The organism is Pseudonocardia sp. EV170527-09, from assembly GCF_008369905.1.
Taxonomy (GTDB): domain Bacteria; phylum Actinomycetota; class Actinomycetes; order Mycobacteriales; family Pseudonocardiaceae; genus Pseudonocardia.
In genome coordinates, this window is the sequence record NZ_VRMC01000043.1 from 1 (window position 1) to 20,010 (window position 20,010).

At 74.7% G+C, this 20,010-nt stretch carries 17 protein-coding genes and 1 rRNA gene; 9 read left to right on the top strand and 9 right to left on the bottom strand.

Going from position 1 to position 20,010, the window contains the following annotated elements; genetic code table 11:
- The first annotated feature begins 117 nt into the window (after positions 1-117).
- Positions 118-555 (top strand): GNAT family N-acetyltransferase, encoded by a 438-nt coding sequence (locus FVA95_RS32930; protein ID WP_149664790.1) that lies wholly within the window; start codon positions 118-120, stop codon positions 553-555.
- 438 nt (positions 556-993) lie between these two features.
- Here FVA95_RS32930 and FVA95_RS14990 read toward each other — a convergent pair whose 3' ends face one another.
- Entirely contained in the window at positions 994-3,156 is a 2,163-nt protein-coding gene (locus tag FVA95_RS14990) for a WD40 repeat domain-containing protein (protein ID WP_149664791.1), read from the bottom strand.
- A 185-nt stretch (positions 3,157-3,341) separates the two neighbouring features.
- Between FVA95_RS14990 and FVA95_RS14995 the strand changes: the two genes are divergently transcribed.
- The gene (locus FVA95_RS14995; protein ID WP_149664792.1) at positions 3,342-3,617 is read left to right on the top strand and encodes a hypothetical protein; all 276 of its coding nucleotides are present in this window, start codon (positions 3,342-3,344) and stop codon (positions 3,615-3,617) included.
- A gap of 67 nt (positions 3,618-3,684) precedes the next feature.
- Complete coding sequence (locus FVA95_RS15000) at positions 3,685-4,314, top strand: TetR/AcrR family transcriptional regulator (RefSeq protein WP_060711301.1); 630 nt, start codon at positions 3,685-3,687, stop codon at positions 4,312-4,314.
- On the opposite strand, the gene FVA95_RS15005 is transcribed toward FVA95_RS15000, so the two are convergent.
- Complete coding sequence (locus FVA95_RS15005) at positions 4,290-5,894, bottom strand: hypothetical protein (RefSeq protein WP_149664793.1); 1,605 nt, start codon at positions 5,892-5,894, stop codon at positions 4,290-4,292. The two genes, FVA95_RS15000 and FVA95_RS15005, sit on opposite strands and share 25 nt — an antisense overlap.
- Entirely contained in the window at positions 5,891-7,708 is a 1,818-nt protein-coding gene (locus FVA95_RS15010) for an NAD(P)/FAD-dependent oxidoreductase (RefSeq protein ID WP_149664794.1), read from the bottom strand. The genes FVA95_RS15005 and FVA95_RS15010 overlap by 4 nt, the downstream gene beginning before the upstream one ends.
- A 127-nt stretch (positions 7,709-7,835) precedes the next feature.
- Here FVA95_RS15010 and FVA95_RS15015 point away from each other — a divergent pair, with 127 nt between their 5' ends.
- Together FVA95_RS15015 and FVA95_RS15020 are read left to right on the top strand one after the other, a co-directional pair.
- The gene (locus FVA95_RS15015; RefSeq protein WP_240051499.1) at positions 7,836-8,501 is read left to right on the top strand and encodes a TetR/AcrR family transcriptional regulator; all 666 of its coding nucleotides are present in this window, start codon (positions 7,836-7,838) and stop codon (positions 8,499-8,501) included.
- Positions 8,498-9,922 carry a DHA2 family efflux MFS transporter permease subunit gene (locus FVA95_RS15020; RefSeq protein WP_149664795.1) on the top strand — a complete coding sequence of 475 codons (1,425 nt, stop codon included), beginning with the start codon at positions 8,498-8,500 and terminating at the stop codon, positions 9,920-9,922. The genes FVA95_RS15015 and FVA95_RS15020 overlap by 4 nt, the downstream gene beginning before the upstream one ends.
- Here FVA95_RS15020 and FVA95_RS15025 read toward each other — a convergent pair.
- The 6 genes from FVA95_RS15025 to FVA95_RS15050 all read right to left on the bottom strand — a co-directional run bounded on the left by FVA95_RS15025 (position 9,878) and on the right by FVA95_RS15050 (position 16,996).
- Positions 9,878-10,327 carry an MOSC domain-containing protein gene (locus FVA95_RS15025; protein WP_193564356.1) on the bottom strand — a complete coding sequence of 150 codons (450 nt, stop codon included), beginning with the start codon at positions 10,325-10,327 and terminating at the stop codon, positions 9,878-9,880. The two genes, FVA95_RS15020 and FVA95_RS15025, sit on opposite strands and share 45 nt — an antisense overlap.
- Positions 10,328-10,368: 41 nt before the next feature.
- Positions 10,369-12,189, bottom strand: coding sequence for a glutamine--fructose-6-phosphate transaminase (isomerizing) (gene glmS, locus FVA95_RS15030; protein ID WP_149664796.1), 1,821 nt, complete (start codon positions 12,187-12,189; stop codon positions 10,369-10,371).
- 33 nt (positions 12,190-12,222) lie between these two features.
- The gene (locus tag FVA95_RS15035; RefSeq protein WP_226351697.1) at positions 12,223-12,456 is read right to left on the bottom strand and encodes a hypothetical protein; all 234 of its coding nucleotides are present in this window, start codon (positions 12,454-12,456) and stop codon (positions 12,223-12,225) included.
- 86 nt (positions 12,457-12,542) lie between these two features.
- Positions 12,543-14,429: a maleylacetate reductase and hydroxyquinol 1,2-dioxygenase domain-containing protein gene (locus FVA95_RS15040; RefSeq protein WP_149664797.1), complete on the bottom strand. Its 1,887-nt coding sequence runs from the start codon at positions 14,427-14,429 to the stop codon at positions 12,543-12,545.
- The gene (locus FVA95_RS15045; protein ID WP_149664798.1) at positions 14,426-16,189 is read right to left on the bottom strand and encodes an FAD-dependent monooxygenase; all 1,764 of its coding nucleotides are present in this window, start codon (positions 16,187-16,189) and stop codon (positions 14,426-14,428) included. The genes FVA95_RS15040 and FVA95_RS15045 overlap by 4 nt, the downstream gene beginning before the upstream one ends.
- Positions 16,190-16,210: 21 nt before the next feature.
- Complete coding sequence (locus FVA95_RS15050; protein ID WP_161992314.1) at positions 16,211-16,996, bottom strand: MerR family transcriptional regulator; 786 nt, start codon at positions 16,994-16,996, stop codon at positions 16,211-16,213.
- A 173-nt stretch (positions 16,997-17,169) separates the two neighbouring features.
- Here FVA95_RS15050 and FVA95_RS15055 point away from each other — a divergent pair, with 173 nt between their 5' ends.
- From FVA95_RS15055 to FVA95_RS15070, 4 genes are all read left to right on the top strand, one after another.
- Positions 17,170-18,294, top strand: coding sequence for a ferredoxin reductase (locus FVA95_RS15055; RefSeq protein ID WP_240051500.1), 1,125 nt, complete (start codon positions 17,170-17,172; stop codon positions 18,292-18,294).
- A gap of 79 nt (positions 18,295-18,373) precedes the next feature.
- On the top strand, positions 18,374-18,604 hold the full coding sequence (locus tag FVA95_RS31720) for a hypothetical protein (RefSeq protein ID WP_304627182.1): 231 nt from the start codon (positions 18,374-18,376) through the stop codon (positions 18,602-18,604).
- Positions 18,605-18,743: 139 nt separating this feature from the next.
- Positions 18,744-18,860, top strand: a 5S ribosomal RNA gene (gene rrf, locus FVA95_RS15065).
- Between the two features lie 617 nt (positions 18,861-19,477).
- Entirely contained in the window at positions 19,478-19,879 is a 402-nt protein-coding gene (locus FVA95_RS15070; RefSeq protein WP_161992315.1) for a zf-HC2 domain-containing protein, read from the top strand.
- Positions 19,880-20,010 lie beyond the last annotated feature (131 nt).

Sequence of the window (20,010 nt, forward strand, 5' to 3'; positions counted from 1 at the left end):
GGTTCTTGGTATGCCCGAGGTGTTCGGTCATCTCCTCGCCGAGTGCGGTCTCCAGCACGTTCTTGGTGAACAGCTTCAGTGAACAGCTTCAGTGAACAGCTTCAGTGAACAGCTTCAGTGAACAGCTTCAACAAGCCGTCCGGGCCGGTCAGTTCCAGCCCCCGCGCTCGGGCGTCGGCCACCATCGCCGCTGCGGCGGCCTGCTCGGGCGAGAACCGCCGACCCGAACCCGTCTCGTTCTCAGCAGAGCCCATAGGGTCTGATGTCATCACTCACAGTGCCCATCCCGCCGGACGCCGAGGTCCGGCGTGTCGGGCCGGAACCACCGTTCGTTGCACAGGCCCCGCCAACGGGAGTGTCGCCGCGGTCGAGGAGATCGCTGTCGCGCAGGAGCTTCGACGTCAGCACATCGGCGCGATGCTGATGACGGAGTTCGAACACCGCTCACTCGACATGGGCGCACGCGTTGTCTCCCTGGCGACACGACGCGCCGCCGATTTCTACTCGTCCATCGGCTACGACGAGAGCGCCGTCTACTACCGGAAGATCTTGTAACCCTCGGGCTCCGCCCGAACCCGACACCGCTCGGAGATGGGGGAGTGCGGCGGGGATGGTGATCTCCTCACGGCGCGCCGAGACGGCTGCCAGCCCGAGGGGTGGGGCACAAGGCGGGACTGAGTACCTTGCACCCCACCCCTCGGCCCGGCAGGGACGAGCCCGCGCCGCGAGGAGATCACCACCAGGTCCCGACGTGTGAGGGCGTAGGACGGCCGTCACGGACGATGCACGGACGCAGTGGCCGAGCCTGTTGTTCCGTCGCAGGTCAGAGGTGTAATGACAGCTCTCTGTAGATCCGTCGCCCCACTGCACGGAACCCCGACGGAACGAGCTTCCTGCTCACGCACGAACGGGCGCCCGTTCTCCCAGCTCAGCCGCCGGATCCTGTCGCTTCTCCCAGCGCTCGAAGAAGACGCTCCGAGAGAAGTTCGAGGGCTACTCGCTGAGCTGACCGGCCGTCTCGCGGTCCGTGGTCCCGGCACGTGGCGCCGGGACCACGGCCGAGCCGCCCTGCTCGGGGATGACACCGTCCGCGACGGCCACGGTGGCCCCGGAGAGCAGGTCGAGGCAGTGCACCTCGCCGCACCCGTCGCCGACGACCACCGTCCCGCCCCCGACCGCGACCGCGGTCAGCGGCGCGTCCAACGGAACCCGGCCGAGCGCGGTCGCCGAGGCCAGGTCCCACAGCACCGCGGAGCCGTCCGAGCCCGCGGTCACCGCGCGGCACCGGCCCGCGCCGGCGGCCGCGGTCAGGTGCGCCGCGTCGGCGCGCACCGTGGTCACCCTGGCCGACCCGGCCCGCCAGACGTGCACCCGGCCGTCGGCGTCGCAGACCACGCCGTGGCAGCCGTCGTCGTCGACGGCCACGGCCGTGACCAGCCCGGCCGGCAGCGCCACGATGGACACCTTCGCGGAGGCGGGCCGCCAGCAGACCAGCAGACCGTCCGCGGCGAGCAGCACCGTCGCCCCGCCGGGGGTCGGCGCGGCCACCCGCGGTGCCGACGGCAGCCGGGTGCTGCGGAAGGCGCGCCCGCTGCGCGCGTCGCGCACCGCGACCGTGCCGTCCGGCTCACCGGTCACCACCAGCGCGCCCCGCCCGGCCAGTACCCGGCCGGGCAGCGACACCGCACCGGCCCGCACCCCGGTCGTCGCATAGCGCTCCTCGACGGTCGAGGCCCCGGTGACGGCGAACAGCCGGGTGCCGGAGGGGTCGAACCACAGCGGGCCCGCGCCGGCCGGGACGCTCCAGCGACGCGTGCCGGTGGCCGGGTCGTGGGCGAGCACCCCGTCGGAGCGGCGACCGGCCGAGACGACCAGGCTCCCGGTCGCGGCGACCGCACCGACCGCGGGGGAGACCCCGGCGGGTCCGCCGGTGCCCGGCCGGGCCCGTGCGGGGTCCCAGACCAGGACGCGGCCGTGGTCGTCCCCGGACGCGACGACGGTGCCCGCCGGGTCGGCGACGACCGCACGGACCGCGGCGCCGTGCCCGGCGAGCTCGGTGACCGGGCCGGAGCCGGTGGTCGGGACGAGCTGCACGGTTCCGTCCACCCGTCCGACGACGACCCGGCCCTCGCCGGCCCGCGCGGCCGCGGTGACCGCGACCTCGTCGCCGGGGACGTCGAGCCGCACCGCGTCCCGCGGCACCCCGTCGACCAGCGCGAACACGTGCAGGGCACCGTCGGCGGTGGCCGCGAGCAGCTGTCCTGCCGTCGGCACGACCACGGCGACCACGGCGGGCCCGCCCTCCAGCAGCCCCAGCGGGGCCCCGCTGGCCGGGTCCCAGGACCGGAGCGTGCCGTCCACCCCGCCGGACACGACGGTGCCCCGGCCGGTCGCGGTCAGCGCGGTGACCGGGCCGACGTGGCCGTGGGCGACCGAGACGGCCGCGCCGCTGGTCACGTCCCACACCCGCACCGCGCCGTCGGCGCCGCCCGCGAGCACCCGGGTCGGGGAGGCCCCGGTCACCGCGAGCGCTGTCACCGGGCCGGACGGCCCGGCCAGGGCCGTGACCTCGGTACCGCGGGCCGGGCCGTCGGTGGCGAGCACCCGCACGCCGGGGACGTCCCCGGCGAGGGCGAGCAGACCGCCGTCGGGGGACAGGGCGACCGTCCGGGCGCGGGCCGCGGACGTCTGCGGCTGCGGACCGTCGGGCCCGGCGAGCGGGTCCGGGACCGCGTGTCCGGTCGCGGTGTCCCAGGCGCCGCTCTCGCCGGAGGCATCGAGCGACAGCAGCAGGCCGTCCGGCCCGGCGAGCAGCGCGACGACCGCGTCGCCGTGGCCCTCCAGGACCCGGCTCAGCGCCGCCGACGGCGGCCGGGTGCGCCAGCGGGTGGTCAGCGCGGGGACACCCTGGGCGGCGAGCCGGGCCCGGGCCGCTCCGGCCAGTGCGGCTTCCCCGGCCAGGACGGCCCCGGCGAGCAGGTGCTGGGCGACCGGTGCGGTGCCGGAGCGGCGCAGGTGGTGCGCCTCGAGGTCCAGGACGCGGCGCAGCGCCTCGGGCGTCACCCCGTCCGGCGCGACGCCCGGGTGCTCCCCGTACGGCGGTTCGCCGGCGGCGATGCGCCGTTCCAGCCCGTCCCAGAACGTCTCGACGGCCATGCGTGTGAGCCCTCCCCGGGGTCGCGTTCGGTTACCTGTCGTGGCCCCGCACTCCATCGTTAACGCGGGAGGGGGTGTCGCCACCGAACCGGCGGTGACCGGCGGCGAGCCCTCGGTGACCGGCGCGCGGACTCTCGGCGTCGGAGGCGGGGGCCGGTGTCGGAGGTGGGGCTACCGTCCGTCTCGTGTCCGCCACCACTCGTGCCGCCCGTTCGCTCACCGAGATCGCGGTGTTCGCGCCGCTGGTCGTCGCACGCCGCACCGCCCGGATGCTCACCTCGGGCTTCCCGCCCCCGGCACGCGAGGTCCGGGAGTTCCACCGGATGTGGGCGGAGAAGGTCGACGGGTTCTCCCGGGCCGCCGTCGTCCTGGCCACCTCGCCGCCGGGGCCGGCGACCCTCGGGCGTGCGCTGGAGCCGATCCGCACCCGGGTGCGTGCCAACGCGCGCCGACTAGGCTGACCGCCCGGCGAGCACTCGGGGGTGCGGTGTGACGGAGGGGACGGCGGTCCGGCGCGGACGGCGGCCGATGAGCGACCGCCGCCGCACCCTGCAGCGCCTGGAGATCTCCCGGGCCGCGATCCGGCTGTTCGGCGAGCACGGCGTCGCCGCGACCGGCGGGGAACAGATCGCCGAGGCGGTGGGGCTCTCGGCCCGCACGTTCTGGCGCTGGTTCCGCACCAAGGAGAGCTGCGTCGAGCCGGTGCTGAGCCTGGCCACCGACGCGTTCACCGCGAGCCTGGCCCGCTGGCCCGACGACACCCCGCTCGCCGAGCACCTCGCACGGGACTACGCCGAGCACCCCGATGCGGGCCCCGACGACGGTGACCTCGTCTTCGAGGTGATCCGGATGAGCCGTTCCGAGCCCGCGCTGCGCGCGATCTGGCTGGTCGTGCAGGAGCGTGCGGAGCCGGTCCTGGCCGGGATCCTCGCCGGCCGGTTCGGCCGCGACGCGGGCGACGTCGCCGTGCGGGTGCATGCCGCGGCGCTCAACGGGGCGCTGCGGGTCGCGACCGAGGACATCGCCGCCGCCACCGCCGACGGGCGCCGCCCACCGGCCGCCCAGCTGCGCGCGCGGCTGTCGGCGGCCGTCGACGCCGCGATCCACGGGGTCGACGGCGAGCGGGCGGCCGGTCAGGGGCCGACCCGCAGCACGTGACCCTCGCCGTTCACCGCGACGAGCACCGAGCCGTCCCCGGCCGCGGCGACCCCGGCGAACGGGGCGGGCCGGGTGGCCGCGCCGCTGCGGCAGTCGGTGGGGACGTGCGGCGGCCGGACGTCGAAGGCCAGCCCCGACGCCGCGACGGTGACCGTGCGGCCCACCGGGTCGATCCGCAGCAGGCGTCCCGCGGCGGCCTCGGCGCACCACAGCGCGCCCCCGGCCACGGCGAGTCCCTCCGGCCGGTGCAGCCCCGCGGCGAGGACGGTGCAGCGGTCGTCGCGCCGGTCGCCGCCCCGGTCGCCGGCGGGGTCGCGGTCGAACCGCACGACCTGCCCGCCTCCGGTCAGCGTGGCGTACGCGGCGCCGGTCGGGTCGACGGCCACGTCCACCGGCCCGTCGAGTCCCGTGGCGAGCACGGTCACGCTGCCGTCGTCGCCGAGGTGCAGGACCCGCCCGGCGCCGGTCTCGGCGACCAGCAGCCCGTCCGGGCAGGAGGCGACGCCGGGCGCCCCGGCCAGCCCGTCGGCCACCCGGGTCCAGGCGCCGGGACGGCCACGCCACACCCCGGTCCCGGTGGTCACCACCGTGTCGCCGTGGTGCCGGGTGAGTCCGCGGATCCCGCCGCGGACCTCGGTGACGACGTCGCCGAGTGCGGTGACGGCGCCGCCGCCCACCCGGGCCAGGGAGAAGTGGTCGGCGACGAGCGCGTCCGTCCCGTCGGCGGCCACGCCCCAGGGGCCACAGAGGCCGGGCGGCAGCACCGTGGTCGCCGTGCCGTCGACGCCGACCCGGACGAGCCCGCCGTGGAAGGCACCGGTCACCCAGGCCGACCCGTCGGCGGTGAACACGACGTTGTCCGCGCCGCCGACGCCGGTGTCCAGGGTGGCGGTGACCCGCCCGTCCTCCGCGGTCCAGAGGGCGCCGCCGCCGTTGGACAGGACGCGAAGCCCGCCCCTCGGGTCGAAGCGTACGGCCACCGGCCGGTCCAGCCCGGCGAGCAGTCGCTCGGGGGTGCCGCCGTCCGGGTCGATCCGCCAGACCTCGCCGGAGAGCAGGTGCGGGTAGTACAGGAGCCCGCCCGGGCCGACCTCCATCGCGTTGCCGAGCGCGAGCCCGGTCGCGAGCACCCGCGGCGGCCCGCCGGTCAGGTCGATCTCCAGCAGCCGGCCGTCCGGGCACAGCTCGTTGACGAACAGTCGTCCGCGGTGCCACGCGATCCCGTCCGGGGCGGTGATCCCGTCGGCGACGACGGTCATGGCCCCGCCGGGCGCCCGGCGCCACACCAGCCCGGCGGGCAGGTCGACGACGAACAGCTCGCCGTCGGCGCCGAACACGAGGTCGTCGGGCGCGGTGAGCGGCCCGTCCGGCCCGAGCACCGTCTCGAGCCCGCCGGTCGCCGGGTCGAACGCGGACACGGTGCCGCCGAGGAACTGCGCGATCCAGAGCCGGCCGTCCGGACCGGCCACGATCCCGTTGGACGCCCACAGCGGGTTCGGCGGGCACAGCGGCTCGGCACGCAGCCCGGGCGCGGGCCGCACGGGTCCCCGGTCCGGCCCGGCGACCGGGCGCACGCTCACGGGGCGCCGCCGGAGAGCACGTCGTCCATCCCGCCGGCGCGCCAGTCGCGCAGGATCTGGTGGAACTCGACCGGACCGCCGCCGAACTGCTCGGTGCGCCGTCGCGGGCGGCCCTCGGAGTTGTAGTAGCCGGGCGTGCACTCGGCGAGGAAACCCTGCTGGTCGCGGGCCCGCTCGCGGATCGTCGCGACCCACGCGGCCTCCGCCTCCGCGGTCGGTTCGACGATCCGCACCCCACGCCGGGCGGCCTCGGCACAGACCGTCGCGATGTGCCCGGCCTGCTCCTCCAGCACGTGCGCGAAGTTCGGCGACGCCGAGTTCTGCCCGGCCCCGACGTGGAACAGGTTGGGGAAGCCGCGGCTGACCCAGCCGTGCAGGGTGGACAGCCCGTCCGCCCAGTGCTCGGCGAGGGTGACGCCGTCGCGGCCGCGGATGTCGGCCCCGGCCCGGGTGGCGGGGTCGGCGCCGAGCTCGAACCCGGTGGCGAACACGATCGCGTCCACCGGGTACTCGACGCCGTCGACCACCAGGCCGTCGCGGGTGATCCGCTCGACGCCCTGTCCGCCGGTGTCGAGCAGCGTCACGTCGTCCCGGTTGAAGGTCTGCAGGTAGGTGTCGCTGAAGGTCGGGCGCTTGCACATCTGGCGGTACCAGGGCTTGAGCGCCGCGGCCGTCGCCGGGTCGGCGACGACCGCGTCGACCCGGGCCCGGATCTCGTCCATCTTCTCGGCGTCGGCGATCTCCAGCGCCTCGGCCGGCTCCTCGATGCCGCGGGTCCGGGCGAGCCGCTGCGCGCCCCGGATCGGGGCGGTGTCGGTCCACTTGTCCGCGACGCCGTCGGGGCCGAACGAGCCGTGCGGCGCCGGACGCATGTCCATCAGGGCCAGGAAGTCCTCGCGACGGCGGCGCTGCCAGCCCGGGGCCAGCGACCGCCACCAGGCCTCGTCGTAGGGGGCGTCGTCGCGGGTGTCGACCGACGACGGCGTCCGCTGCACGACGTAGAGGTGCCGCGCGGCCCCGGCCAGGTGCGGGACGCACTGGATCGCCGTCGCCCCGGTGCCGACCACGGCGACCGTGCGGTCGCCGAGCCGGTCGAGCGGGCCGCCCCGCTCGTCGCCGCCGGTCCAGTCGTAGTCCCACCGGCTGGTGTGGAAGGTGTGCCCGGCGAAGTCGGCGATCCCGGGGATCCCCGGCAGCTTGGGCCGGTTGAACGGCCCGGAGGAGATCACCACGAACCGGGCGGTGACCGTGTCGCCGCGGTCGGTGCCGACCTGCCAGGCCGACGCGTCGTCGTCCCAGACCAGGGTGGTGACCTCGGTGCCGAACAGGGCGTCGCGGTAGAGGTCGAAGTGCTCGCCGATCGCACGGGCGTGCGCCCGGATTTCCCCGCCCGGCGGGTAGCGACGGCTGGGCATCCCGCCCAGCTCCTCCAGCAGCGGCAGGTAGATCGAGCTCTCGATGTCGCAGGCGATCCCGGGGTAGCGGTTCCAGTACCAGGTCCCGCCGAGATCCCCGGCGATGTCGACGATCCGGATCCGCTCGTGGCCGGCCTGCCGCAGCCGGGCCGCGGCGACCAGCCCGCCGAAGCCGCCGCCGACGACCAGCACGTCCACCTCGTCACGGACCGGGTCGCGGTCGGTGGGTTCGCACCACGGGTCCACGGCGTAGAAACCGAACTCCCCGGTCGAGGACCGGTACTGGGCGACGCCGTCGGGTCGCAGCCTGCGGTCGCGCTCGGCGCGGTAGCGCTCCCGCAGCCGGTCCAGGTCGGCCGCGGTGGGGTCGGTGGTCCCGGTCGTCCCGGTCGTCGTCACGCTGGTGGCTCCCTCGGCATCGCATGATCAGCGGCCACACCAGGGTGACACGAACTGTCAAAAAGGCACTGTGAGACGAGCATCTCGTAGTCGTCCTCGATCGTTCCCATTACTGTCTGGCAGTGACATGAAGACACTCAACGACGACATGACGACACTCGACGACAGCAGACGCGGGCGGGCGCCGATGAGCGACCGCCGGCGCGAGCTGCAACGCCTCGAGATCTCCCGCGCGGCCGTGGCGTTGTTCCGCGAGCACGGCGTGCACGCCACCAGCGGCGAGCGGATCGCCGAGGAGGTCGGACTGTCCGGCCGCACCCTGTGGCGCTGGTTCCGGACCAAGGAGAGCTGTGTCGAGCCCGTGCTCGCACGCAGCATCGAGTCCATCGTCGCGACGCTGCGCCGCTGGCCTGCGGGGGTGAGCCTCGACGAGCACCTGATCGCCGAGCACCGCCCGCCGGAGGACCCGCGCGACGCCGCCGACGCCGACGCCGCGTTGGCCGTCATCGCGCTGTCGCGGACCGAGCCCGGTCTGCGGGCCGTGTGGCTGGCGGTGCACGAGCGAGCCGAGCCGGTGCTCGCCGAGGTGATCGCGGCCCGGGCCGGCCGCGAACCCGGAGACCTCGACGTCCGGGTGCACGCCGCCGCCGTCGCCGCCGCCCTGCGGATCAACGGCGAGGACCTCGCCGCCGATCTCGCCGCGGGCGTCCGGTGCGCCGACCCCGTCGACCGGCTCGGCCGTGCCCTGCGCGCGGCCACCACGACCCTTCCCCAGGCAGGAGACCCCGCGTGACCACCACCCCGCCCCGTACCGAGCAGGTACCGGCGAGCCGGACCGGAGCGCTGATCGCCGTCCTCGTCGGCGCCGCGTTCGTGATGATCCTCAACGAAACCGTGTTGAGCGTCGCGCTGCGCGACCTGAGCGTCGACCTCGGCGTCCCTGCCACCACCACCCAGTGGCTGACCAGCGGATTCCTGCTGACGATGGCCGTGGTCATCCCCACCACCGGCTACCTGCTCGAGCGCTTCACCCCGCGGCAGGTCTTCCTCGCGTCGCTCGGGCTGTTCACCGTGGGCACCGCCGTCGCCGGGTTCGCGCCCGGCTTCGCGATGCTGCTCGTCGGCCGCATCGTGCAGGCGGGCGGTACGGCGATGATGCTCCCGCTGCTGATGACCACGATCCTGCGCCTGGTGCCCGCCGAGCGGCGCGGCGCGACGATGGGCACGATCACGATCGTCATCGCCGTCGCGCCCGCGATCGGTCCGACGATCGGCGGCGCGATCCTGTCCGGTCTCGGCTGGCGCTGGATGTTCTGGCTGGTCCTGCCGCTGGCCGTGCTCGCGATGGCGGCCGGCGCCCGGTGGCTGCGCCTCGACGGCGGCGGCCGCCCGGTCCCGCTCGACGTGGTCTCGGTGCTGCTGTCCGCCGTCGGGTTCGGCGGGCTGGTCTACGGGCTGTCCTCGCTGGGCGGCCACGGCGGCGGGGGGCTCCCGCCGTGGGTGCCGGTCGTCGTCGGGCTGGTCGCGTTGGCCGTGTTCGTGCTGCGCCAGCTGCGGCTGATGCGCGACGGCCGTGCCCTGCTGGACCTGCGCCCGTTCCGGCGACGCCAGTTCGTCGTGGCGCTGGTGCTCACCGCGCTGGTGCTGCTGTCGCTGATCGGCGTCGCGGCGGTGCTGCTGCCGCTCTACCTGCAGACCGTGCTCGGCACGAGCACGCTGGTCTCCGGGCTCGTGGTGCTGCCCGGTGGGCTGCTGCTCGGGCTGCTCGGCCGTCCGGTCGGCGCGCTGTTCGACCGCGTCGGCGCCCGGCCGTTGGTGATCCCGGGCGCGGTGCTGATGGCGGCCGGCCTGCTGCTGTTCTCCACCCTCGGCCCGGGCACCCCGCTCGCCGTGGTCGTGGCCTTCCACCTGGTCCTGATGGGTGGGCTCGCGCTGATGATGACGCCGCTGATGACCGAGGCGCTGGGCTCGCTGCCCGACGAGCTGTACTCCCACGGCAGCGCGATCCTCTCCACGCTGCAGCAGGTCGCGGGAGCGCTCGGGACGGCGTTGTTCGTCACCGTCGCCGCGCTGGGCTCGGCCGACGCCGGTGCCTCCCCGGACGCGAGCGGGCTGCACGCCGCGTTCGCCGTCGCCGGTGGGGTCGGGGTGCTGGCCGTCCTGCTGTCGCTACTGGTCCGGCGCCGCGCCGCGGCGGAGACCCCGGTCGGCTGAGGGCGGGGCCGCCACCGCGGCGGCGACCACGGCCGCCGCGTCCCCGACGGCGATCGTGCCGGAGCTCAGCACCCGGCACACCGCGCCGCCGCGGTCGTGCAGCGCGCGGCGCGCCCCCGGTCCGACGGTGGTCTCCATCACCCGGCAGGGCGCGGCCCTGCGCACCACCTCCAGCGCGATCCCGCCGAGCCGCAGCCGGGTCCCGGGCGTCGTGGGGACGGAGCCGTGGTCGAGGGTGACGGTGCGTCGGGTGCGGCCCGAGGGGACCGGCGCACCCAGCTCGGCGGCCGCGGCGTCGAGCTGGGTGCGGCTCTGCACCGACACGTGCCGGTGCCGGGTGCCGAAGTACCGGTCGCCGACGACGCCGCTGCCTGCGAGCACCTCGACCCGCTCGACGTCGTGCATCGGTCCACCCCGCTCCGCGGCGACGTGCAACCCGAGGACCTTCACTCCACCGTCACCGACTTCGCGAGGTTCCGCGGCCTGTCCACGTCGCGTCCGAGCGCGACCGCGGTGTGCCGGGCCAGCAGCTGGAGCGGGATCCCGAACAGGATCGGGGCCAGCTCCGGCTCGGTGCGCGGGACCCGCAGCACGGCGTCGGCGAGCCCGGCGGGCAGCTCGGCGTCGGTCACCGCGATCACCGGCCCGCCCCGGGCCCTGATCTGCTCGATCGTGCCGACGTTCTTCGCGAGCAGCTCGTCGTCGGGCACCACGACGACGCTGGGCATGTCCGGGGTGACCAGCGCCAGCGGGCCGTGCTTGAGCTCGGAGGCGGGGTAGGCCTCGGCGTGGCAGTAGGAGATCTCCTTGAGCTTCTGCGCACCCTCCCGCGCGACCGGGCTGGCCCGGGTGCGTCCGACGAAGAACATCGACGACGCGTGCGCCCACCGCCGTGCGACCGCGGCGACCGTGCCGTGGGCGGCGTCGTCGGAGAGGACGGCCTCGACGTGGCGGGGCAGCGCGGCCAGCCCGTCGAGCAGCCGCCGCCCGTCGGCCACCGACAGGTCCCGCACCCGGCCCAGCAGCACCGCGAGCATCGCGAACGTCACGCTCATCGTCGTGACGGCCTTGGTCGAGGCGACCGACACCTCCGGCCCGGAGTGCAGGAACACCCCGGCCCCGCACTCGCGGGAGATCGCCGAGCCGATCACGTTCACGGCACCGATCACCCGTCCGCCCTTGCGGCGCAGCTCCTGCACCGCGGCGAGGGTGTCGGCGGTCTCGCCGGACTGGCTGCCCGCGACGTAGAGGCAGTCCGGGTCGACGACCGGGTTGCGGTGGCGGAACTCGCCGGCCGGTTCGGCCGCCGCCGGGATGCGGGCCAGCTGCTCGACCAACCCGGCACCGATCTCCCCGGCGTAGTAGGCCGAGCCGCAGCCCAGGAACAGCACCCGACGCACCCCGCGCAGCTCGCGGGGGTCCATCCCGAGCCCGCCGAGCCGGGCGGTGGCGAACCGGGTGTCGAGCCGCCCGGCCAGCGCGCGGCGGACGGCGTCGGGCTGCTCGGCGATCTCCTTGGCCAGGAAGTCGGGGTGCCCGCCGAGCGCGTAGTCCTCGGACCCGGTGTCGACGGTGGTCGGGCTGATCCGGGTGGAGCCCTCGATGCCGTCGGCGCGCACGGTGACGATCTCGCCGTCGTCGAGGAACACGACCTTCTGGGTGTGCCGCACGACCGCGGCGAGGTCGGACGCGACGACCATCTCCCCGTCGCCGATGCCGAGCACGATCGGGCTGCCGTTGCGCGCCACGACGATCTCGTCGGGGGTGCGGGCGTCGAGCACCGCGAGCCCGTAGGTGCCCTCGACGCCGGCGAGCGCCGTGCGCACCGCGTCGGCGAGGGTGGTGGCACCACCCTGGAGCGCCTCGCCGACCAGGTGGGCGAGCGCCTCGGAGTCGGTGTCGCTGCGCAGCACGACCCCGCGGGCGGTGAGCGCCACACGCAGCGCGTCGGCGTTCTCGACGATGCCGTTGTGCACGATCGCGACCCGCCCGGACGCGTCGGTGTGCGGGTGCGCGTTGGCCTCGCTCGGCTCGCCGTGGGTCGCCCATCGGGTGTGCGCAACGCCCGACCGGCCCGGGGGAGGGGCCTCACCCAGCAGTGCGCGCAGGTCCTCCACCCGTCCGGCGGTGCGCCGCACCGTCACCTTCCGGCGGTGCGCCACCGCCAGACCCGCCGAGTCGTAGCCCCGGTACTCCAGCCGGGACAGCCCGTCGAGCAGCACGCCCGCAGCCTCCCGCGGCCCCACGTAACCCACGATCCCGCACATGCACGTCCCTCTGTCATCGTGTCCGTCGTCGTGTCAGCCGTAGACGATCCGGCGCAGCCGCCGCTGGGAGACGTCCCCGGGGGCGACCACCCGCGCGGCGAGCTCGGCCGCGATCCGCGGCCAGATCTCGTCGTTGCGCCGGTCGCGGGCCTGGAGCTCGCGGTGCCGGCGGCGGACGAACTCCTCGGTGGTCTCGCCGAAGTAGGCGACGACGTCGGCGACCACGCGGGCCGCCACCGGCTCGGTGAGCCCGGTGGTGGCGGCCACGTGTCGCACGAGATCCGGGTCCACGCCGTCGATCCTGACCGGGTGGGGGACGAAGGGCCAGAACTCTGCCCGGAATCGGGCAGGGATCAGCGATCGCGGGCGATCCGGAAGGTGAACTCCAGCAGTCGCCACTCCCCGTCGGGCTCACCGCCGTCGGGCATCGGGCCGGTGCGTGGGGCGAACTCCACGACCAGGTCGTCCTTCACCCCGAACACGGTGTCCGAGTCGAGGTGCTCCCCACCGGCGACGAACAGCTGCGTGATCAGCCGGCGGTGGCCCGGCGCCTCGATGAGGAAGTGCAGGTGCGGGGCCCGGAAGGGGTGCCGTCCGGTGGCGTCCAACATCTCCCCGACCGGTCCGTCGGCGGGGATCGGGTAGGCGGCGGGCAGGATCGAGCGGAACCGCAGCCGGCCCGCGTCGTCGGTGCGGAACCGGCCGCGCAGGACGGGGCCCTCGGTCTCGGGCAGCTGCAGGTCGTAGAAGCCGTCCTCGTCGGACTGCCAGATGTCGACGACCGCCCCGGTCACCGGCTCGTCGTCGGTGTCGGTGACGACGACGTCCACCCACAGCGGGGTGCCCTTCTTCCCCGCGGAGACGTCGGTTCCCTGGTCGAGCTCGGGCGGCCCGTCGGTGTAGAACGGCCCGAGCACCGCCGAGGACGTCGTGTCCGGGGTGCGGGAGTTGGTCAGCACGTCCACCACGCTGGACAGCCCGAGGGTGTCCGACAGCAGCACGAACTCCTGGCGCCGCTCGTCGGTGACGTGCCCGGTGCGGGTCAGGAAGTCGATCGCGGTCTGCCACTCGTCCTGCGTGAGGTCGTACTCGCGCGCGTAGCCGTGCAGGGTCGCGGCGAGCCCGGCCAGCAGGGTCCGCAGCCGTTCGTCGGGCCCACCGAACGACGCGGTGACCTGCGCGGTCAGCGCGTCCAGGGTGGCGCGCACCGGGTCGCCGGGCCGCTCGCCCGCCCAGGCCCGCCCGAGCAGGGCGCGGACGCCGTCACGGGTCACCGGCACCGGGTTCGGGTACGGCCGCGCGACGGCCTGCTCGGCGAGCCGGTCCAGGTCGGCCTCGTCGACACCCAGCGCGGCCAGCGACGTCGGCCCGCCCGCGGCGACGAGCAGGTCGTACACCGCGCCGGCCGGATCCGGCCCGAGCGCCTCGGCGATCCGCGGAGCGGCGGCCGCGTTGTGGGCGATCACGTGGGGCAGCAGCACCGCGTGGGTCGGCGCGTGCGGCAGGTCCAGCGCGCCGCCGACGGTGTGGGCGAGCTTGTGCTGCAACGCCATCCCGGCCCGGTCCAGGCAGGTCCCGGCCAGCCACGCCCCGCGCAGCAGTGCGTCGGTGTCGCCGTCGCGCAGCCCCGCGGTGAGCAGCCGCACCGACTCCAGTGCGGCGGCGTCGGTCAGCGGGTCGCGGTCGACGCTCCACAGCGCCTCGACGGCGTGCGCGAGCGCGTTCACCGCGCTCGGCACCCCCACCTGCGACGGCAGGTCGGCGACGAGCGTCGGGTCGTAGACGACGGTCTCCGGCCGGATCGCCGGGTCGGTCCGGGTGGTCTTCACCCCCGGTGTGTCCACCCTCAGCTCGCCGAGCACCGCGGTGCACTCCGAACCGGAGTACGTCGTGGGGACGACGACCTGGTCGGCACCGGTCCGCACCGCGAGCGCCTTCGACAGCCCGATCTGCGAGCCGCCCCCGATCGCGACGACGCAGTCCGCCCCGGCCGCGGTGAACGCCGCCAGCGCCTCGTCGGTCACGGTCACCGGGGTGTGCACGGCGGCCCGGTCGAACCGACCGGCGAGCAGTGACCCGAGCGCGGCCTGCGCCCGGTCCGCCGCGCCGTCGGGGTGGCGGCCGGCGACGAGGAACACCCGCGACCCTCCGAGCCGCGTCACCTCCGCCGCGAGGTCGTCGAGCGTGCCGGGACCGAACACCACCCGCGCGTGGGAGGGCTCGTGGACGAAGCTGGTCATGCGGTCACCTCCGGGATCCGGTCCAGGATGCGCCCCAGCACCCGGCGCAGTGCATCCGCGGGGTCGTCGGCGAGCGCGTCGGCACGCCAGGCGACGTGGGCGTCCGGGCGGACGAGCACACAGCCGTCCTCGCCGACCTCGCGCAGCCGGGCCCAGTCGTCGTAGAGATCGGTGACCTCGCGGCCGGGGCCGATCACGTGTGCGGCCAGCTCGATCCCCAGCTCGGCCGCGACGGTCCGCGCGGCCGCGGCCCACGCTCCGCCCGCGATGCCGGTGAGCAGCGCGAACCGGCCCTTGCCGGCGAGGTCGTGGGTGGAGACGCGGTGCCCGTCGCGGCCCAGCCAGCAGTGCGGCAGCCGCGCCCCCGGCCAGGTCGTCGGGTGGTAGTACAGCTCGGGGTCGCGGTCGTGGGCGGGCTCCGGGGTGCCGTCGGGCACCACCGCGCCGGACGCGTAGCGCTGTCCCATCTCGACGCCGTGCGCGTTGAACTCGTAGTCCTTGTGCTCCAGCGCCGCCCTCAGCGCCGCGCGGGTCGCGGCCCCGGCGGGGGTGTCGTCGGCGCGGGTGGCCATCGAGGCACGCATCGCCGCCGGGTCCGCGCCGGCCTCCAGCCCGAGCGCGGCGAAGATCGCGCCGAACTCCTCCACCGAGCGGTTGGCGCGACGCACGATCTGCTCGCCGACGGGGGCGCGCTCGGCGTCGTAGGAGTCCAGCAGCCCGGGCCCGGCGGTACCGCGCAGCACCATCGCGAGCTTCCAGCACAGGTTGTAGGAGTCCTGGATCGAGGTGTTGGAGCCCAGCCCGTTCGACGGCGGGTGGCGGTGCACGGCGTCACCGGCGCAGAACACCCGCCCCGACCGGTAGCGGGTGGCCCACTGCTCGTTGACCCTCCACACCGAGGTGGAGCGGATCGTCACCGGCACGGAGTCGTCACCGATCAGGTCGTGCACGATCGAGGTGGCCGCGGCGTCGTCGAGCTCCGGCGGGGGTCCGGCGAGGTCGTAGCCCCAGATCGCCATCCAGCGGGTCCACGGCCGCACCATGCGCAGCAGGCCCATCCCGATGCCACCGACGTCGGCGCCCGGCTGCAGCACCCAGTACAGGACGCTCGGCCGGTGCTCGACCAACGCGGTGAGGTCGGCGTCGAAGACGATGTTCATGCTGCCCGCGAGCTCGCCGCGGCCGTCGAAGGGCAGCCCCGCGTCCCGGGCGACGGCGCTGCGCCCACCGTCGGCGCCGATCAGGTAGCGGGCCCGGATGGTGAGCTCGGCGCCGGTGATGCGGTCCCGCGCGGTGACGGTGACGCCGTCGTCGTCCTGGACGTGGTGGAGGTACTCGGTGTCGAAACGGATCCGGCTGCCGCGCTCGGCGGCCCGGCCCACCAGGATCGGCTCGAGGATGTTCTGCGGGAGGTCGCAGTGCGCGGACGGGCTGGCCAGGGTGTAGTCGCCGCGCCGCGCCGGGTGGGTGCCCCAGGTCCGCACCCGGCCGAGCTCGTCGCCGGCCAGCGCGGTGCAGAACACCGTGTCGCCCATGAGGTGCGAGGGCGTCCCCTCCGCGACGACGTCGGCCTCCACCCCCTGGTCGCGCAGGATCTCCACGGTGCGTTGGTTGGTGATGTGCGCGCGCGGGGTGTCGGCCGTCCACCGGTACTTGGTGATCACGAGGTGGTCCACGCCGAGACCGGCGAGGAACAGGGCCGCCGACGAGCCCGCGGGCCCGCTGCCGATCACGAGGACGTCGGTTGTCACGGTGCTCACCGTCGCATCATCGTTGAAGAGTCAACGATCGTCCAGGTCCGTCGTCCGGATCCCCATGGCGCGCCCGGCATCGGCGGAGATGTCGTCGGAGATCCGGGTGATGAAGGCGTCCATCGCGTCCTGCATGCGCGAGCGGAACGACGACAGCAGCGCCAGCGTGGCGACCGGCTGCAGCTGTTCGACGGTCTGCTGGATCCGGGGTGCGTCGCCGGCGGGCAGCCCGGCCTCGACGTAGCCGTCCCACACCTGCCGGGCGAACAGCTCGACGAACATCTCGGCGACGGCGCCGGTGTGGTCGTCGAGCCTGCGGCGCAGTCCCACCAGCGCGGCGGGCGGGATGCCCAGCCGCACGGCCTCGGCCGCGGCCCGGGCGAGGTCCGGGCGCAGGATGCGCAGCCGTGCGTCCTCGGTGGTCTCGACGACGCCGGTCGCGCGCAGGTGCCGGACCAGCTCGTCGGCGGACACCAAGTCCGGGGTGAGCCCGAGATGCCCGGGCAGCTCCGCCCCGTCCAGCTCGACGGGTTCCTCCGGCTGCCACGGGGCGAGCATCCCGCGGTAGAGGCGCAGCGCCTCCTCGGCGGTCCGTCCGGGGTCCTGGGCGACGAGCACCTCGATCGCCCCGAGGGAGAAGCCACGTCGCCGCAGCCCGTTGACCAGGTCCAGCCGGTCGAGGTGGGCCTCGGTGTAGCGGGCGGCCCGCCCGGCCCGTCCGCTCGGTGGCAGCAGCCCGCGCGTGATGTAGGAGCGCACCGTCCGCACGGTCATCCCCGCCCGGCGGGCCAGCTCCTCGATCGGGAAGTCCGCCACCCCGACGATCCTAGACAGCCGATCTCGACATCGTTTCCGACGAAACCGATGTAACGTTCCCGCAGGTCGGAGGCCGACCTCGTCCTCACTGGTGGCGAGGGTGTCGCCATCCCAACTTGCCGTCGACATCGAGATCGGGTCCGATGGGCCCGACCGCGACGACGAGGTGGGTCATGACCGACGCCGTACTGCCGAGGGGACTGCGCCGCGCACGGAAGGCGGCCGCCCGTTTCACCACGCCCCTGCTGCCGGACGACTACCTGCTGCTGCTCAACCCGCTGTGGTCGGTGCGGGAGCTGCGCGGGCGGGTGGTGAAGGTCGTGCCCGAGACGGCCGACGCCGTCACCCTGGTCATCCGGCCCGGCCTGGGCTGGTCGTTCGACCACCGCGCCGGCCAGTACGTCGGCATCGGCGTCGAGGTCGACGGCCGCTTCCACTGGCGCTCCTACTCGCTGACCTCCGAGCCGCGCCGCGACCGCAGGCACATCTCGATCACCGTGAAGGCAATGCCGGAGGGCTTCCTGTCCCGCCACCTGGTCGACGGCGTCGGGCCCGGCACGGTGGTGCGCCTCGCGCTTCCGCAGGGCGAGTTCGTGCTGCCCGACCCGCCACCGGAGCGGCTGCTGTTCCTCACCGCGGGCAGCGGCATCACCCCGATCATGGCGATGCTGCGCACCCTGGACCGTCGCGACACCGTGACCGACGTGGTGCTCGTGCACTCGGCCCCGCGCGACGGCGACGTCATCTTCGCCGCCGAGCTCGACGCACTGTCCGCGCGACACCCGTCGCTGCGGGTGCAGCTGCACCTCACCGGGGAGCGCGGCAGGCTCACCCCCGCCGGGCTGGCCGAGTACTGCCCGGACTGGCGCGAGCGCAGTACCTGGGCGTGCGGGCCGGAGGCGATGCTCGACGAGGCCGAGGAGCTGTGGGAGTCCGCGGGCCGGGGCGACGCACTGCACGTCGAGCGCTTCTCCGCGTCGTTGCGCGGGGGCGAGGCGGAGGGCGGCACGGTCACCTTCGTCCGCCGCGGCTCCGCCGCCCGCTCCTCCGACGACGTTGACGCCACCGTCGAGATCGACGGCGCCACCACCCTGCTCGACGCCGGCGAGCAGGCCGGTCTCGACCTGCCCTACGGCTGCCGGATGGGCATCTGCCACACCTGCACCGTCGGCCTGCGGTCCGGAGCGGTCCGCGACCTGCGCGACGGCACCGAACGCCGCGGCGACCCGGACACCCCCGCCGAGAGGATCCAGACCTGCATCACCGCCGCCGCCGGCGACTGCGTCCTGGAGATCTGACCCGTGATCTGACCCCCGTGATCTGACCCCGAGATCCGACCCCGAGAGTCCGGCACCGCCCACACCCTGGAGGAACGTCGTGGCCATCGCCGACGTCAAGGAGTTCGCCCACCTCACCGACGCCGACGTGGAGGCGATCGGGCGTGAGCTCGACGCGATCCGCGCCGACGTCGAGGAGCGTCGCGGCCAGTACGACGCCGACTACATCCGCACGATGATCACCTGGCAGCGGCGGCTGAACGTCGCCGCGCGGGTGACGCTGTTCGGCAGCCGGATCCCGCCGCTCTGGCGCTGTGAGGGGTGGAGTTGACCGGTACTAATAGGCCGAGGGCTTGCCACAACGAGTTGTTCGCATCCACTGTGTGACCCTGAGCCCACAACCCTGTGCGGGTTGTGTGTTCGAAGGTCCCCCCACCTGTTGTTGTGTGTGGGGTTTGTTGAATAGTGTTGTCGGTGGTCATTGCGGTAGGGAAACGCCCGGTCCCATTCCGAACCCGGTAGCTAAGCCTTCCAGCGCCGATGGTACTGCACTCGCCAGGGTGTGGGAGAGTAGGTCGCCGCCGACATTCAACATGATCAGGTGATGCCCCGGACTTTATTGTCCGGGGCATCACTTGTTTCCGGGGTCTTTTGTTCCGGTGCGTTGTAGGTGCGCCGGCGGGGTGCGGCGTGTCGTGTGTTTGTGCTCGGCGCCCGCTTCCGGTCATGGAGTGCTGTTCTGTTCTGTGCCGGTGGTGGGCCGGGCGGGGCACGTCGCACAGGTTGTCGCACAGGTTTCTGCGACCTCGCATCTGCTGCAGGGTCTGCGAGGTCGTAGGACGGTGTGCGAGGTCGAACGCACCCGGACCGGGACGACAGGCACGGTAAGGCGCGGCGACGCGGGGCGGGAGTGGGCGGGGACCCGGCCCGGGAGCCCGGGCCACGGTGACCCCCGGGCCACCGACAACGCCGGGCCACCGACCACGCTGCTGCACCGATGCGAGCGGTGGGAGCGGGGCGACGGACGTCAGTGACGTCGTTCTGCTGCGCGCGGGAAGTGCAAGGGTCAGGGTTCTCCGAGGGCCCGCGGGGCTGTCGGCGGGACGTCAGGTTCCGGTGTCACCGACGAACGCGTCGTACGGACCGCGGAACACGGACGGGGGTCGGGTGGAACCGGACGGGCCCCGTGTACGACAGTGATGGTATGGACTGTCAGGGCTACCGCGAGGCGCTGTCCGCCCGGCTCGACGGCGAGGCGGCCGACGACGAGCGCGCGATGGCCGAGGACCACCTCGCCGGCTGTGCGTCCTGCCGTGCCTTCACCGATGGCGCCGACCGGCTCGGCCGGCTCGCACGCGTCGGTCCGGCGGACCCGGTCCCCGATCTCACCGACCGGGTGCTCGCCGCGCTCGGCGTCACCGCTCCGGCTCCGGCACCACCGCCCGCGGCCGTCCCGCGGCTGAGCTGCCTCGACGGCGGCTGCTGCGGCGGGTCGGCGGCCCCGCCCTCGGTGGGTGCGGCGACCTCGGCCTGCGGGTGCGCGAGCACCTGTGGCTGCGGCTGCCAGCAGGGCGTACCCTGCCGCTGCGCAGTGCGCGCCGCCTAGGCGAGCGATGCCGACCGCGACGGCCGCTCCGTTACCACCGCGACCGCCGGGCGGTGCGCACGGCGGGCTCGCCGACCGGCCCCCGGAGCCACCCCGTCGGTGGCGCCGCGACCGGTACCGGCGTGATGCAA